The organism is Kitasatospora sp. NPDC015120 (assembly GCF_043080305.1).
Lineage (GTDB): Bacteria > Actinomycetota > Actinomycetes > Streptomycetales > Streptomycetaceae > Kitasatospora.
This window is the reverse complement of record NZ_JBIBVJ010000027.1, coordinates 13,598-28,182: the sequence shown is the minus strand read 5'-3', so window position 1 is coordinate 28,182 and position 14,585 is coordinate 13,598. Positions and strand designations below refer to the sequence as shown.

The window sequence follows — 14,585 nt, the reverse complement described above, 5'->3', positions numbered from 1 at the left end:
GCCGGGGGCGCCGGGGACGCGGCGCGGGGCCCGCGGCGGCGCGCAGCGCACCGGCGCGCGCCGGTGCGCTGCGCGCCGAGGGCATCGGCTCGCGCCGTTGCCTCCACCCCGTCGGCGCGGTGCCGGCGCGCCGGCACCCGTCCCGGGCAGGAGCAGGCGGCGCGAGGGATCCGGCCGCGGGCGGAGCGTCCGCGCCGTCCGACCCGCCGGCACCGTTCCCGCGCCCCGTTACGCGGTTCGGGTGACGCCGGTTGGACCGCGGGCCCGCCCGGTCGGCAGGATGTCCGGCCGGGACCCGTGGTCCCGCCCCACCCTCCCCCGTACCGTTTGGAGTTCCCGGTGTTCAAGGGATTCCGCAGCTTCCTGCTGCGTGGAAACGTGGTCGACCTGGCCGTCGGCATCGTGATCGGCGCGGCCTTCACGGCCGTGGTCACCGGGTTCGTCACGGCGTTCCTCACCCCGTTGGTCGGGGTGGCGACGGGCGCGGTCGGCGACTTCACCGAGAAGACCTTCGAGGTGGCGGGCGCCCGCTTCCCGTACGGGGTCTTCGTCAACGCGCTGATCAGCTTCGTGCTGGTCGCCGCGGTGATCTACTTCGTCGTGGTGGTGCCGGTCGGCAAGCTCCAGGCGAAGCTGGAGGGCTCCACGCCGGAGCCGGTCGCCAAGGAGGACTGCCCGGAGTGCCTGAGCAGGATCCCGGTCGCGGCGGTGCGCTGCTCGTTCTGCACCGCCGAGGTGGCCGGCCGCCCGGGCTTCCCGGCCCAGCGCGGACCCGTCGAGCCGCCCGCCGCGAAGACCGCCGGCAAGAGCGCGGGGAAGACCGCCGCGAAGGCCGCCGGCCAGACCGCCGGCCGGACCGCCGGGCACGGTGGCGAGCAGGAGGGCGAGCCGGCGAAGGAGCAGGCCGCCGAGCAGGCCGCCCCGGCGCGCTGACCGGTCTCCGGCCGCGCTGACAGCGGCCGGTAAAAGACCTGACGGGGAATTTATTCCCGAAACATTCACGAGCCCCCGCCGCGCCCCCGGCGGGGGCTCGAATGCGCCGGTGCACGCCCCGCCCGCAAAAGTTTCTTCGACGGTCCCCGAACCGTCCACCGGCCCGTCACCGCACGGGCCTTCGACACCCCCGTCCGGGCCGCGTTCGAACCCCCGGACCCACCGGACCGTGGCCGGAAGTCGCCGCCGGAATGTCCGTTCTTCCCACTTTCGAAACTTTTGTTCGAGCGAAGCTTGTGTAAACACTCGAACTGCTCCGCCTCCCAGTCTCCTCAGCAGGCGCGTTGTGGGCTTACCGTATGCCCCATGACCTCGCCCCGCTCCTACGACGGAGTCGGCTACCCCCCTCCGTCCTTCTCCTCCGGCACGCCCATCTACGACAGCCTCGTCGCAGAGCGCGGTGTCCCGCAGATCGCGCCCATCAACGTGCCGGCCGCCCTGCCGCCGGCCCTGTCGACCGGTTACGGATCCGGCCTGTCCGGCCCGTCCTACGAGAACAACCGGTACGGCACCGGGTACGACGCCCCCGGCGGCAACCTCCCCGCTCTGCCGCCCGCCCGCCTCGCCCTGGGCCCCGGCCCGAGCAGCGCGCCGTCCTCCGGCCCGGCCACCACGTACATCCCGGCGCAGCCCGCGCCCGCGTACGCCGCCGCGCCGCAGCCGCCGGTCCCCGGCTACGGCGGCCCGCAGCCGTACCTTCCCGGCCAGCGCCCGCAGACCCCGGCCCCGGGCTTCACCCAGGCCGCCACCGGCGGATACCAGCCGTCCGGCGGCCAGAGCTTCGGCGGCCAGAACACCTTCGTCGGCGGCCACGGCGGCCCGCAGACCTTCGGCGCGCAGCCGGCCGGCGGCCCCGCCGGTCCGCAGGGCGCGGGCCAGCCCCAGGGCCCGCAGTCCTTCGGCGGTCCGCAGGGCTTCGGCGGCCACGGCGGCCAGCCCGGCGGCTTCGGCGGCTCCGGCGCCTCCGGCGAGCAGTCCTTCGGCGGCGCCCAGCTGCGCCCGGCGGTCACCCCGGTCGCCCCGGTCCGCCCGATGCAGCCGCAGCGGCCCGGCCCGTACGGCGAGCCCGGCCAGTTCCAGCAGGGCTACCAGCCGCAGGCGCAGGGCTACTGACGCCTTCCGGGCCGGCCCCCTCCGGCCCGCACCCGCACCACCTAGCACCACCCGGCGCACCCACATCCGCCGGGCGTACGGAGAAACGGGTCATCCACGGACCGCCCGGAACGCCGCCCCACCGGCGTTCCGGGCGGTCCGTGCGCATTCGGGCACTCCCGGAGGGCGCCCCGGGGCGTTCCGGGCCGCGCCGGAGGGCATGGGACGGCATCGGACGGCATCGGACGGCGACGCAGCGCGTCGGTCCAGGTCGGGCGCGTCGGGGGGCACGTAGGGGGCGCGTCGGGGGGCGCGTCGGCACGCCGACCGCGGGCGCCGGCGGTCCGCGCACGGCTGGCAGGATGGGGGCATGCAGCTCACCGGACTCCACGTCTACCCCGTCAAGTCCATGTACCGCCTGAGCCCCGAGAGCGCCCGCGTCGAACCGTGGGGCCTGGCCGGCGACCGGCGCTGGATGCTCGCCGACGCCACCGGCCGGTTCGTCAGCCAGCGCGAGAACGCCGCCCTCGGGCAGGTCCGCGCCGAGCTCACCCCCGCCGGGACCCTCGTGCTCACCGCCGCCGACGGCTCCCGCGCCGAGATCCCCGCCCCCGCCGTCGCGGCCGGCGACCAGCTCGCCGACGTCGAGGTCTGGGGCACCCGCTTCCACGCCGTGGAGGCCGGCAAGGAGGCCCAGCTGTGGATCGCCGAACACGTCGGCGACTACCGGCTAGTGCACCTGGACGACCCGCGCGCCCGGCCCGCCGACCCCGCGTTCTCCTCCCCCGGCGACACCGTCTCGATGGCCGACGGCTTCCCGCTGCTGCTCACCACCACCGCCTCGCTCGCCCGGCTCAACGCGCTGATCGCCGCCGAGCACCCGGACGGCCACGAGCAGCTGCCGATGGAGCGGTTCCGCCCCAACGTCGTGGTCTCCGGCAGCGAGCCCTGGGCCGAGGACGGCTGGCGGCGGATCCGGATCGGCGAGCTCACCTTCCGGGTGGTCAAGCCGTGCGGGCGCTGCGTGGTCACCACCACCGACCAGGAGAGCGGCGAGCGCCGCGGCCCGGAGCCGCTGCGCACCCTGGCCCGGCACCACCGGCTGCTGAAGAAGGCGGCGTTCGGGCAGAACCTGATCCCCGAGCGCCCGGCCGGCGTCGAGGACGACGTGCTCGGCACGCTGCGGCTCGGCGACGAGGTCGAGGTGCTGGAGGACGGCGCGCACTGGCCGGCCGACCACAAGGTCTGACGGCGGGCGCCGCCCGGTGCGCTCCCGTTCCCGCACCCCCGTCCCGGAACCGGACGTGTGCGCGCTCGTTGAAGCAGGTATTGGCGCACGCGGCGGAGCCGCGGCGCCCGGCCGCCCCGCCCGGCCCGCGCGGCCGGATCACCCGCGCGGGCGCGCTACGGTGGGCGGACGACCCGCGCACCCCGGTGCGCCGCGTCCGGGCGCGCCGCGTCCGCGTGCGTCCGGTCCGCAGATCACCGGCTCGATGAAGGTGGGGACGACAGACCGTCATGGCTGAGCACAGGGTCCGGGTCACCCAGGACAGCGCATCACGCTGGCGGCGCCGCGCCGGCGAGTACGACACGCTCACGGAGGCCCTGGCGGCCGCCGAGCCGGGCGACACGGTGACCGTGCGTCCGGGCACCTTCCGGGAGAACGTGGTCGTGGACAAGGCGGTGACGGTCGTCGCCGCCCAGGGCCCCGGCAGCGTCCGGATCGACCCGCCGGGCGGGGTCCCGCTCACCGTGACCGCTCCGGCGGTGGTCCGTGACCTGGTGATCGAGGGCAGCGACCGCTCGGTGCCCGCCGTCCTGGTGACCGGGCAGGACGCGACCGCCGCGTTCACCGGCTGCCGGGTGGAGACCCGCTCGGCCGCCGGCGTCGAGGTGACCGACGGTGCCCGGCCGACCCTGAAGGGCTGCGTGGTGGCCAACCCGGACGGCCTCGGGCTGCGGCTGCGCGGCGCGGGCACCGCCGCCGCCTTCGAGGACTGCGAGGTCGCCGTCGCCGGGCAGGCCGGGCTGGCGGTGCTCGGCGGCGCGACCGCCGCGCTGGACCGCTGCCGGGTGCACCACGCCGCCGGCGCGGGCGTCCTGCTCTCCGACCCGGGCAGCGCGGCCGAGCTGACCGGCTGCGAGATCTACGAGATCCGCGGCAGCGGGGTGCAGGCCGAGGCGCAGGCGGGCGGGCGGCTGGTCGACTGCGACATCCACCGGGTCACCGGCAACGGGCTCACCCTCGACGGCGAGGCCGAGCTCGTGCTCACCGGCTGCCGGGTGCACGACGTCCCGGAGAACGCCGCCGACCTGCGCGGCCGCGCCCGGCTGAGCCTCGCCCACTCCACCGTGCGGGACTTCGGGCGCGGGGCGCTGTCGGTGTGGGACCAGGGCACCGAGGCGAGCGCCGAGTCCTGCCAGATCCACGGCTCGAACGGCGAGTACCCGGCGCTCTGGGTGAGCGACGGCGCCCGGCTCACGCTCACCGACTGCGCGCTGCACGACCTGCCGGACGCGCTGTTCGTGCTGGACCGCGACTCCGCGGCCGTCGCCGAGGGCTGCTCGTTCAGCCGGATCCGCAGCTCGGCGGTGTCGGTCAGCGGCGGCGCGACGGTGACGCTCACCGGCTGCCGGGTCCAGGAGGCGGGCACCGGGCTCTGGTTCCGCGACCACGGCAGCGGGGGCGTGCTCACCGGCTGCGAGATCTCCGACGTGGCCACCGGGGTGATCGTCACCAAGGGCGCCGACCCGGTGCTGCGGGACTGCACCGTGCGGGCCGGTTCGGACGCCGGCGTCTACGTCTCCGCCCAGGGCCGGGGCACCTTCGAGGACTGCCGGGTCTCGCACGGCAAGGGCTTCGGCTTCCACATCATCGACGGCTGCCGCACAGTGCTCACCCGGTGCCGGGCCGAGCAGAACGAGCGGGCCGGCTTCGAGTTCTCCGAGCCCGGACCGGTCGTCGAGGGGTGCACCTCGGACGACGTTCCGGCCGCACCGGCCGCGGCCCCCGAGATCCCCACCCCGCGTACCCAACCGGCCGCCACCACCGCGCCCTTGGCGTCCTCCGCGCCGTCCGCCACGGCCGCCGCGGCGGTGATCGGCCCGATCCCGGACTGCCGGCCCGCCGACGAGGCGCTGGCCGAACTCGACGGGCTGGTGGGCCTGGCCACCGTCAAGCAGGAGGTGCGCACGCTGATCGACCTCATCTCGGTCGGCCGGCGGCGCCGGCAGGCCGGGCTGAAGGCGCCCTCGCTCCGCCGCCACCTGGTCTTCACCGGCGCCCCCGGCACCGGCAAGACCACGGTGGCACGGCTGTACGGCGAGATCCTCGCCTCGCTCGGGGTGCTGCAGCGCGGCCACCTGGTCGAGGTGGCCCGGGTGGACCTCGTCGGCGAGCACATCGGCTCCACCGCGATCCGCACCGCCGCCGCCTTCGACCGGGCGCGCGGCGGCGTCCTGTTCATCGACGAGGCGTACGCGCTGGCGCCGGAGGACGGCGCCCGGGACTTCGGGCGGGAGGCGATCGACACGCTGGTGAAGCTGATGGAGGACCACCGGGACGAGGTGGTCGTCATCGTGGCCGGCTACACCGCGGAGATGGAACGCTTCCTCTCCGCCAACCCCGGGGTGTCCTCGCGGTTCTCGCGCACCATCACCTTCCCCGACTACTCGGCCGAGGAGCTGCTGGAGATCGCCCGCGCCCAGTGCGCCGAGCACGAGTATGCGCTCTCCGACGCCACCGAGCACGCGCTGCTCGACCACTTCGCCCGCATCGAGCGGGGCCCCAACTTCGGCAACGGGCGCACCGCCCGGCAGGTCTTCGAGACCATGGTCGAGCGGCACGCCATGCGGGTCGCCCAGCTTCCCGACGCCTCCACCGAGGACCTCCAGCTCCTCGTCCCCGCCGACCTCCCGGCGCAGCGTCTGCCGTAGCGCGGCGGGGCCTGCGGCTCGGGCGTGCCCGGCGGGTGGGGAACTCCCGCCCGCCGCGGGACGGTTGGACCTGCCATGAGCACTCTTCTCACCGGCGCGGCGGGCGGCCTGCTGCTCCCGGCCTTCCTCGTGGCGGTCTTCTTCCTCGGGGCGGCCGGGCGCCGGCTGCTCGGCCGTCGGGGCGGGCGCGGCGCGGGCGCGACGGCCACCGAGGAACTGCACGCGCTGCTGTACCCGGGAAAGCGGGCACAGCTGGAGCAGCGGCGGGTCGAGCTGGTACTGCGGGAGGACGGGCACGACGGGGCGCCGCGGCGGACCGGGGTCGACCTAGCGGGCGGCCGGGCGGTGATCCGGGGCGGCGCCCGCCGGTCGTCGTGGTGAGGGCGGTCAGACGCGTTCGCCGGTGAGCATCAGGGCGATCAGGAGGTTCAGGCGGTCCTCCGCGAGGTCGGGGCGCAGCCGGCCGCTGCGGGTCAGGGTGACGAGGCCGTGCAGGGCCGTCCAGACGACCTCGGTGAAGGTGTCCGGATCGTGGGGGCCGGACACCTCGGCGACCGGGGCGGCCAGGGCGGCGAAGGCCTCCTTGAGCTGCTCGGGGGCCTCGGGCCGGCCGAAGGGGAGGCCGGTGGCGAGGGTGAACATGGCGTCGTAGAGGGCGGGGTGGGAGGCCGCGAACCTCGCGTAGGCGCCGACGACGGCGGCGAACGCCTCGACCGGGCCCTCGGCGTTCCGGGGCGCCTCCCGCAGGTCCGCGGCGAGTTCCTCGAAGCCCTCCAGGGCGACGGCGGCGATGATCGCGTCCCTGTTGGCGAAGTGGCTGTAGAGGACGGGCTGGCTGTACTCGATCAGCGCGGCGAGACGGCGGACCGTCACCGCCTCCCAGCCCTCGTCCTCGGCGAGGTCGCGAGCGGTCCGGATGATCAGCTGATGCCGTTCGGCGCGTTCGCGCTCGCGGCGGTCGTAGGTGGTCACGCCAGGGATACTAGCAGTGCTAGATATTCGAGCGATGCTCGTACTGTTGTTCCCTCAATCCTCTGGCGGCCGCTAGAACTTCTGGCGGCCGCCGGAAAGAACCGCGACGGCGCTCGCTACGGCGCGTCAGCCCGTCCACTCACCGCCGGCCAGGAAGGACTCCAGGCCGGCCAGATGGGGCGCGATGTCGATCCGCTCGCCCGCCAGCCAGTCGTCCGAGTAGTACCTGTCGAGGTAGCGGTCACCCGGGTCGCAGATCAGGGTGACGACGCTGCCGCGCTCCCCCGCCGCGCGCATCTGCGCGACGATCCGCAGCGCACTCCACAGCCCGGTCCCGGTGGACGCGCCCGCCTTGCGGCCGAGCACCTGGTCCAGCAACCGCACGGCCGCGACCGAGGCGGCGTCCGGGACCTTCATCATCCGGTCGATCGCCCCGGGCACGAAGCTCGGCTCCATCCGGGGCCGGCCGATCCCCTCGATCCGCGAGCCGCTCTCGCACACCGCCGCCGGATCGTCGTGCACCCAGCCGTCGAAGAAACAGGAGTTCTCCGGATCGGCGACACAGATCCGGGTGTCGTACTGCATGTAGTGGACGTACCGGGCAATGGTCGCCGAGGTGCCGCCGGTACCGGCGGTGGCCACGATCCAGGCCGGCTCGGGGTGCGGCTCCAGGCGCAGCTGGGCGAAGACCGACTCGGCGATGTTGTTGTTGCCCCGCCAGTCGGTGGCCCGTTCGGCATAGGTGAACTGGTCCATGTAGTGGCCGCCGGTCTCCTCGGCGAGCCGGGCCGAGGCCTCGTAGACCTCGTCCGGCCGGTCCACCAGGTGGCACTCCCCGCCGTGGAACTCGATGAGGTCGATCTTGGCCTGGCTGGTGGACTTGGCCATCACCGCGATGAACGGCACCCCGACGAGCTGCGCGAAGTACGCCTCGGAGACGGCCGTGGAGCCGCTGGACGCCTCGATGACCGGCTTGCCGGGGCGGATCCACCCGTTGCAGAGCCCGTAGAGGAACAGCGATCGGGCCAGCCGGTGCTTGAGCGAGCCGGTGGGGTGGGTGGACTCGTCCTTGAGGTAGAGGTCGATGCCCCACTGCGCGGGGAGCGGGAAGCGCAGCAGGTGGGTGTCGGCCGAACGGTTGGCGTCGGCCTGGACCTTGCGGACCGCCTCCTTGAGCCAGCGCCGGTACGCCGGGTCGGAACGGTCCACGTCGGCCGTCGGGTCGATCCCCATGTGTGCCACTCTCCTCGTGCGGTTCGTGCGGGTCGCGCGGGCCCTCGGAAGGCCCCCTCGACCCGCTCACAACGAGTGTACGAGTGTCACGATAAGTAACATTATCTGAAACCCCAGGCTCCGCTTATCCCCGCGCCCCGGGCCGCCCCGCCTACCCGGCGGTCACCGACTGCGGGTCCGCCAGGTACGGCATCCAGCCCAGCTCGGCCGCCCCGGCCAGCGCGCTGTGCTCCAGCTCGGCCCCGACGATCGGCACCCGGCCGCTGCGCCCCCACAGGCTGCGCTCGGCGACGACCGCGCGCAGCCGGTCCGGCGCGGCCTCCAGCAGGTCCAGGTGCAGCCCGCTGAGCACCACCCGGTCCGGGTTGAGGATGTTGGCGACTCCGGCCAGGCCGAGCCCGAGCCGGTCGATGACGTGCTCCACGGCCGCCCGGGCCCGCTCGTCGGTGGCAGCGGCCCGGCAGAGCTCGCCGGCCTGGTCGAGCGGCGGCCGGGCCGGATCCGGCGTCAGGCCCGCGGCGGCGAACAGCGCGTCCGGGTCGGTCTCCGCGTTGAGGCAGCCCCGGTTGCCGCACACGCAGGGCCGGCCCTGCGGATCGACGGTCAGGTGGCCGACCTCCAGGGCGAGCCCGGCACTGCCGGTGTGCAGCCGCCCGTCGATGACCAGCGCCCCGCCGACGCCCCGGTGGCCGGAGGTGACGAGCAGCAGGTGCCGCGCGCCGCGCCCGGCCCCGTGCCGGTACTCGGCGAGGGCGGCCAGGTTGGCGTCGTTGGCGATCGCGGTGGGCAGCGGGTCGAACGCCCGCGGGCCGTGGTCGGCGCGCCGCACCTCCACGTCGTACAGGTCGGCCACCGGCGTGCCGCTGGGCCAGGCGAAGTGCAGCGCGGCGAGCGCGGTGCCGTCCGGCTCGGTGACCGGGTTGGGCAGCGCCAGCGCCGCACCGAGGCAGCGCCGTTCGGTGCCGCGGGCGAGTTCGGCGCCCGCCTGGGCGACGGCGCGCAGCATCCGCACCGGGTCGGTGGCGGCGGGCAGCGGCAGGTGGACCGGCGGGTCGAGCAGACCGCCGAGACCGGCCAGGGTGACGCTCAGGCCGTCGGCGTGGATCTGCCCGGCGACCACCACGGGGCCGGCGGGGTCGATGGCCAGCCGGTGCGAGGGGCGTCCGCGGCCGCCGCCGGCCGGGCGGGAGTCGACCGTGATGAGGCCGAGCGCCTCCAGCTCGGCGGTGACGGCGCCGGCGGTGGCCCGGGTGACGTCGAGCGCGCGGGTGAGCGCCGAGCGGGTCGGGGTCCGGCCGGTGTGGATCAGCTGGAGCGCGGGGCCGAGCAGCGTCCGCCCCCGGTCGGGAGCCGCGCGGCGGTGGGCGTCGCGCTGCGCGTCGTGGTCGGCCCCGGTCCCGGGCTTCGGGCTTGAAGGTGAGAGCTGCACGGACCTATTGTGACTTTGTGCCGCTCCGAAACAAAATCCGTCCCCACGGCCCCGCCCGGCGGCCGTTCCCCCAGTCTCGCAGGACCACGGCGAAATCCCCCAGCCCCTCCGCGCACTTCCGCACCTCCTGGGGAACCGCCCGGCTCGCCCTCACCGTCTTCTTCGCCGTCGACGGCCTGCTCTTCGCCGCCTGGGTCGTACGCATCCCGGACGTCCGCAGCCAGGTCAGCGCCTCGCACAGCGCCCTCGGACTCGCCCTGCTCTGCGTCTCGGCGGGCGCCGTCGCCACCATGCCGGTGGTCGGCCGGCTCTGCGTGCGGTACGGCTCCCGGCCGGTCACCGTCGCCTCGCTCGCCGTGCTCGCACTCTCCGTCCCGCTGCCCGCGCACGCCCACTCGGTGGCGGCGCTCGGCGGCTGCCTGCTGCTCTTCGGGGCCGGCTACGGCGGGGCCAACGTCGCCATGAACAGCGCCGCCGTCGAGATCGTCGGCGAGCTGGGACGCCCGGTCATGCCCAGCTTCCACGCCGGGTACAGCCTCGGCGGCCTGCTCGGCGCGGGCGTCGGCGGGCTGCTCGCCGGTCCGCTCACCGCCGCGCAGTGGCTCGCCCTCGCCGGACTCGCCGGGCTGGTGGTCACCGCGGCGGCGGGCGTCGCACTGCTCCGCTGCCCGGCGGCCCGCCCGGTCACCCCCGTCACCGCCGCCTCCGCCACCCCGGCCGCCGCCTCCGCCGGCCGGCTGCTCGTCCTGCTGCTCGGCCTCACCGCGCTCTGCACCGCGTACGGCGAGGGGGCCGTCGCCGACTGGGCCACCCTCCACCTCACCGACGACGTCCACGCCGGCGCCCGAGTGGCCGCCGCCGGCTACGCCGCCTACGCGCTCGCCATGACCACCGGGCGGATCAGCGGCACCTGGCTCTCGCTGCGCCTCGGCCAGCACCGGGTGATGGTCCTCGGCGGCCTCGCCGCGGCCGCCGGGATGCTGCTGGCCGCACTCGCACCGCTGGTGCCGCTGGCCCTGGCCGGCTTCGTCCTGACCGGGCTCGGACTGGCCAACATCTTCCCGCTCGCCATCGCCCGGGCCGGTGCCACCGGCGGCCCGCGCGGCGTCGCCCTCGCCTCCACGCTCGGCTACGCGGGCATGCTGATCGGCCCGCCGGTGATCGGCTTCCTCGCCGACGCGACCAGCCTGCCGCTCGCCCTCACCACCGTCGCCGCCGCCGCGTGCGCCGCCGCCGTCCTCCCCCTGGCCGCCCGCCGCCACTGAAGCTCCGCCGCGCGCAGGCCCCGCTCCACGCCGGACCGGTGCCGTGCGAGGATCACGCCATGACGAACAGCACCGCCCCGGTCCGGCACCTGCGCGCCGCCGGGCGGCCGGCCACCGCCTGGCGGAACGGGGGCGGGGTGACGAGGGAGGTCGCCGGGCACCCCGAGGGCTCCGGGCCGGACGACTTCGGATGGCGGGTCAGCCTCGCCGACATCGCCTCCGCCGGGCCGTTCTCCGCGTTCCCGGGCGTCGACCGGGTGATCACCCTGGTCGAGGGCCCGGGCATGGCGCTGACCGTCGACGGCGCCGAGCACGTGATCGACGCGCCGTTCCGCCCGTTCGCCTTCCCGGGCGACGCGGCCACCGACTGCCGGCTGCCCGGCGGACCGCTCGTCGGCTTCAACGTGATGACCCGTCGCGGCCGCGCCACCGCCGGCCTCGTGCTCGCCGAGCGGCCGGGCCCGGTCACCGTCCCGGCCGGCGCCACCGTGCTGCTGGTCTGCCTCTCCGGCACCGCGGCCCTCGACGGCGCCGCCCTCGCCCGCTACGACGCCGCGCTGCTCACCGCCCCGGCCACCCACGTGCTGCACCCCGACGGCGTCACCGCCGTCGTCACCCTCCGCGGCTGACCCCCGGCCCGCCCGCCCGGGAGGCGCGGGCCGGAACCCGCGGCGCACAGCCCGGGCGCCCCTCGGCGGTCAGGCTCCCGGCTCGCCCGGCATCCGCAGGTCCCACCCGGCCAGCTCGCGCAGCTGGGCGACCGTCATGTCGTCCGGCAGCGGCCGCGGCGGCTCGTTGCGGAACGGCGGCTGCCAGCCCTCCTCCGCCGTCCAGCGGCGGACCGCCTTGGCCGGGGCGCCCGCGACCACCGTGTGGTCCGGCACCTCGCCGCGCACCACCGAACCGGCCGCGACCACCACGTTGCGGCCCAGCCGGGCGCCGGGCAGGATCACCGCGCCGGTGCCGATCCAGCTGCCGGAGCCGATCTCCACCGGCTCGTTGCGCGGCCACTGCTTGCCGATCGGCAGGTCGGTGGCCCGGTACTCGTGCGCCTGGTCCGATATGTAGACGCCGGGTCCGGTCCACACGTCGTCGCCGAGCACGATCGACTGGTGGCCGACGATGTGGCTGTCCCGGCCGATCACACAGCCGCCGCCGATCCGCACGATCGGCTCGGGCCCGAGGTCGAGGCCGGGCAGGAAACCCGCGCTGATGGTCACCCGCTCGCCGATGATCGAGAACGGGCCGATGGTGATCCACTGTTCGTTGAAGACCGCGCCGAGCGGGAAGGTCAGCTTCGTCCCCGCGCCCAGCTCGCCGAACCGGTACGGCCCGGGGTTCTCGCTGGACACCGCGCCGGCCCGCTGCACCCACCGCCAGCCCCGGTGGACGAGCCGGCCCGCGGCTCGCCGGCCGCCGGCCCGGGCGGCGCTGAACAGGGAACGCGTGATCGACATGCGCTCACGCTACCGGCCCGTAGGGTCCGCCCGGCGCGAGGGCGGCCAAGGTCACACGAGCCGGTCGGCCCGCACCTCCGCCGGAGAAACGGTGGGCAGAATTCCGCTCCGCTGCCAGACTCGGGCCATGGAGATCACCGCGCACATCGACGCGCTGCGCCGCGAGGGCACCCTGCTCGGGGACGCCGCCGCCCGGACCGACCCCGACGCTCCCGTGCCGACCTGCCCGCAGTGGCGGCTGCGCGACCTCGTCCTGCACATCGGCCAGGTGCACCGCTGGGTGACCGCCACCGTGCGGGACCGCCTGCCCGTCCGGATGGACGCCGAACGCCGGCAGGCCGCGCGGGGGCCGGAGCCCGACGACGCCGGCCTGGTCGCGTGGTTCCGCACCGGCCACGCCACGCTGGTCGACACGCTCACCGCCGCCCCGGCCGACCTCGCCTGCTGGACCTTCATGCCGGCACCGTCCCCGCTCGCCTTCTGGGCCCGCCGCCAGGCGCACGAGACGGCCGTGCACCGCATCGACGCCGACGCGGCCGCCGGCGCCGAGGGGCCGCCCACCGACCCCCGGCTCGCCCTCGACGGCATCGACGAACTGCTGGGCGGCTTCCTGACCGCCAGCCGCTCGACGGTCCGCAGCGAGCGGCCGCGGACGCTCCAGGTGAGCCCGGACGACGGCCCCGGCCGCTGGCTGCTGACCATCGGCCCGGAGCCGCTCACCGTCGAACGCACCGAGCGGCCGGCCGACCTGACGCTCACCGGCCCGGCCCGCGACCTCTACCTGCTGCTCTGGAACCGCCTGCCGGCCGGCACCGGCCGGGTGGCCGCCGACGGGGACGGCTCGCTGCTCGACCTGTGGCGCGAGACGGCCACCATCGGCTGACGCCCCCGGCGCGCGGCCCCTGGCGCCCGGCGCCCGGCCCCTGGCACCCGGCGCGCAGCGGGCCCGGGCGGCGCATCAGCGCACCCAGCGCGCCGGGCGCTTCTCCAGGAACGAGCGCATGCCCTCCTGTGCCTCCTCCGAGGAGAACAGCCGCGCCGACAGCTCCACCAGTGCGTCGGCGTCCCGCTCGAAGGAGCGCACCACCTCGGCGTTGGCCAGCCGCTTGGACTGCGCGAGGCCCTGCGGCGACCCCAGCCGCAGGGCGTCCAGCAGGCCCTTCAGCGCGACCTCGGCCGCCTGCGGAGCGTCGACGGCCTGGGTGACCAGCCCGATCCGGGCGGCCTCGGCGGCGTCGAAGACCTCGCCGGTCAGGTAGTAGCGGGAGGCCGCCCGCGGGTCCAGCTTGGGGCGCAGCGGCAGCGAGATGACGGCCGGTGCGAGCCCGAGCCGGACCTCGGTGAACGCGAAGGTGGCGCCCGGCCCGGCGAGCGCCAGGTCGGCCGCGCCGACCAGCCCGAGGCCGCCGGCCCGGACGTGCCCGTCGATCACGGCGATCACCGGCTTGGCGCAGTCGACGATCGCCCGCTGGAGGTCGACCAGTCCGCGCGGCCCGACGGTGGGGTCGGCGCCGGTCGCCTCGGAGAGGTCCGCCCCGGCGCAGAACACCTTGCCCGCGTGCGTCAGCACCACGGCACGGACCTCCGGGTCGGCGGCCGCCGCGGCGAGTCCGGCCGTCAGTTCGGCCATCAGCCTGGTGGAGAGGGCGTTGCGGTTGTGCGGCGAGTCGAGCGTCAGGGTGGTGACGGCGTCCTCGGTGGTCACGCGGACGAGGGGCGCTTCGCTGGTCATCGGTGCGGTCCTGCTTTCCGGCTGAGGGTGGGTCGCAGCGGGCGCCCGCCACCGGTGGGCCGCGGACGCCCGGACCGACTCTGACATGCCCGCCCTCCCCACGGGAAGTGCCCGGCCCGCCGCCGGGGTCCCCCGCGCCGGGCCGGATCAGAGCCGCGAGGTGTCGAGCTCCAGGTCGAACGGTTCCGGGAGGCGGACCGGCGGCCCGAAGGGGTGCGGCCCGTCCTCGACGGCGTGGCCGAGCCGGGTGGGGCCGCTGAACGGCGTGCGGGTGCGGGCCTGCCGGTCGGCCGGCGGGTACAGCGGCGCACCGTACTGGCCGTAGCGGCGGCGTTCGACCGTCCGGCCGGTCTCCGCGTTCGACGGCGAACCGACCTCCGCCACCGGCAGGGTCTGGTCGGGCAGCAGCGCGCGCAGGTACGGGATCGGCGCACCGACCGTAAACGCCTGGTGCGGTGACCGGCCGTCGGCCACGA

At 75.9% G+C, this 14,585-nt stretch carries 14 protein-coding genes; 8 read left to right on the top strand and 6 right to left on the bottom strand.

The genetic code is table 11. The annotated features are described in order from the left end of the window. Positions 1 to 339 precede the first annotated feature (339 nt). The 5 genes from mscL (at position 340) to ACF1AK_RS33255 (ending at position 6,402) form a co-directional block, all read left to right on the top strand. Positions 340 to 933 carry a large conductance mechanosensitive channel protein MscL gene (mscL, locus tag ACF1AK_RS33275; protein ID WP_391502551.1) on the top strand — a complete coding sequence of 198 codons (594 nt, stop codon included), beginning with the start codon at positions 340 to 342 and terminating at the stop codon, positions 931 to 933. Positions 934 to 1,299: 366 nt separating this feature from the next. Beyond that, the gene (locus tag ACF1AK_RS33270) at positions 1,300 to 2,106 is read left to right on the top strand and encodes a DUF6643 family protein (protein WP_391502550.1); all 807 of its coding nucleotides are present in this window, start codon (positions 1,300 to 1,302) and stop codon (positions 2,104 to 2,106) included. A 349-nt stretch (positions 2,107 to 2,455) separates the two neighbouring features. Continuing rightward, entirely contained in the window at positions 2,456 to 3,334 is an 879-nt protein-coding gene (locus tag ACF1AK_RS33265) for an MOSC domain-containing protein (RefSeq protein ID WP_391502549.1), read from the top strand. A gap of 269 nt (positions 3,335 to 3,603) precedes the next feature. Continuing rightward, entirely contained in the window at positions 3,604 to 6,021 is a 2,418-nt protein-coding gene (locus ACF1AK_RS33260; protein WP_391502548.1) for a right-handed parallel beta-helix repeat-containing protein, read from the top strand. Positions 6,022 to 6,096: 75 nt separating this feature from the next. Further along, a complete protein-coding gene (locus tag ACF1AK_RS33255; RefSeq protein WP_391502547.1) occupies positions 6,097 to 6,402 on the top strand; it encodes a DUF6191 domain-containing protein in 306 nt (101 codons plus the stop codon). A gap of 6 nt (positions 6,403 to 6,408) precedes the next feature. On the opposite strand, the gene ACF1AK_RS33250 is transcribed toward ACF1AK_RS33255, so the two are convergent. The 3 genes from ACF1AK_RS33250 to ACF1AK_RS33240 all read right to left on the bottom strand — a co-directional run bounded on the left by ACF1AK_RS33250 (position 6,409) and on the right by ACF1AK_RS33240 (position 9,556). Next, positions 6,409 to 6,993 (bottom strand): TetR/AcrR family transcriptional regulator, encoded by a 585-nt coding sequence (locus ACF1AK_RS33250; protein ID WP_391502546.1) that lies wholly within the window; start codon positions 6,991 to 6,993, stop codon positions 6,409 to 6,411. Between the two features lie 126 nt (positions 6,994 to 7,119). Continuing rightward, positions 7,120 to 8,226 carry a PLP-dependent cysteine synthase family protein gene (locus tag ACF1AK_RS33245; RefSeq protein WP_391502545.1) on the bottom strand — a complete coding sequence of 369 codons (1,107 nt, stop codon included), beginning with the start codon at positions 8,224 to 8,226 and terminating at the stop codon, positions 7,120 to 7,122. A 151-nt stretch (positions 8,227 to 8,377) separates the two neighbouring features. After that, the gene (locus tag ACF1AK_RS33240) at positions 8,378 to 9,556 is read right to left on the bottom strand and encodes an ROK family protein (RefSeq protein WP_391502592.1); all 1,179 of its coding nucleotides are present in this window, start codon (positions 9,554 to 9,556) and stop codon (positions 8,378 to 8,380) included. Positions 9,557 to 9,672: 116 nt separating this feature from the next. Between ACF1AK_RS33240 and ACF1AK_RS33235 the strand changes: the two genes are divergently transcribed. Both ACF1AK_RS33235 and ACF1AK_RS33230 read left to right on the top strand, forming a co-directional pair. After that, on the top strand, positions 9,673 to 10,920 hold the full coding sequence (locus tag ACF1AK_RS33235) for an MFS transporter (protein WP_391502544.1): 1,248 nt from the start codon (positions 9,673 to 9,675) through the stop codon (positions 10,918 to 10,920). Between the two features lie 59 nt (positions 10,921 to 10,979). Beyond that, on the top strand, positions 10,980 to 11,549 hold the full coding sequence (locus tag ACF1AK_RS33230; RefSeq protein WP_391502543.1) for a HutD family protein: 570 nt from the start codon (positions 10,980 to 10,982) through the stop codon (positions 11,547 to 11,549). A 69-nt stretch (positions 11,550 to 11,618) separates the two neighbouring features. On the opposite strand, the gene ACF1AK_RS33225 is transcribed toward ACF1AK_RS33230, so the two are convergent. Beyond that, the gene (locus ACF1AK_RS33225) at positions 11,619 to 12,377 is read right to left on the bottom strand and encodes an acyltransferase (protein ID WP_391502542.1); all 759 of its coding nucleotides are present in this window, start codon (positions 12,375 to 12,377) and stop codon (positions 11,619 to 11,621) included. A 127-nt stretch (positions 12,378 to 12,504) separates the two neighbouring features. Here ACF1AK_RS33225 and ACF1AK_RS33220 point away from each other — a divergent pair, with 127 nt between their 5' ends. Further along, positions 12,505 to 13,260 (top strand): maleylpyruvate isomerase family mycothiol-dependent enzyme, encoded by a 756-nt coding sequence (locus ACF1AK_RS33220; RefSeq protein ID WP_391502541.1) that lies wholly within the window; start codon positions 12,505 to 12,507, stop codon positions 13,258 to 13,260. Between the two features lie 75 nt (positions 13,261 to 13,335). On the opposite strand, the gene ACF1AK_RS33215 is transcribed toward ACF1AK_RS33220, so the two are convergent. Next, the gene (locus ACF1AK_RS33215; protein WP_391502540.1) at positions 13,336 to 14,109 is read right to left on the bottom strand and encodes an enoyl-CoA hydratase family protein; all 774 of its coding nucleotides are present in this window, start codon (positions 14,107 to 14,109) and stop codon (positions 13,336 to 13,338) included. 147 nt (positions 14,110 to 14,256) lie between these two features. After that, a complete protein-coding gene (locus ACF1AK_RS33210; RefSeq protein ID WP_391502539.1) occupies positions 14,257 to 14,583 on the bottom strand; it encodes a hypothetical protein in 327 nt (108 codons plus the stop codon). Positions 14,584 to 14,585: the final 2 nt, after the last annotated feature.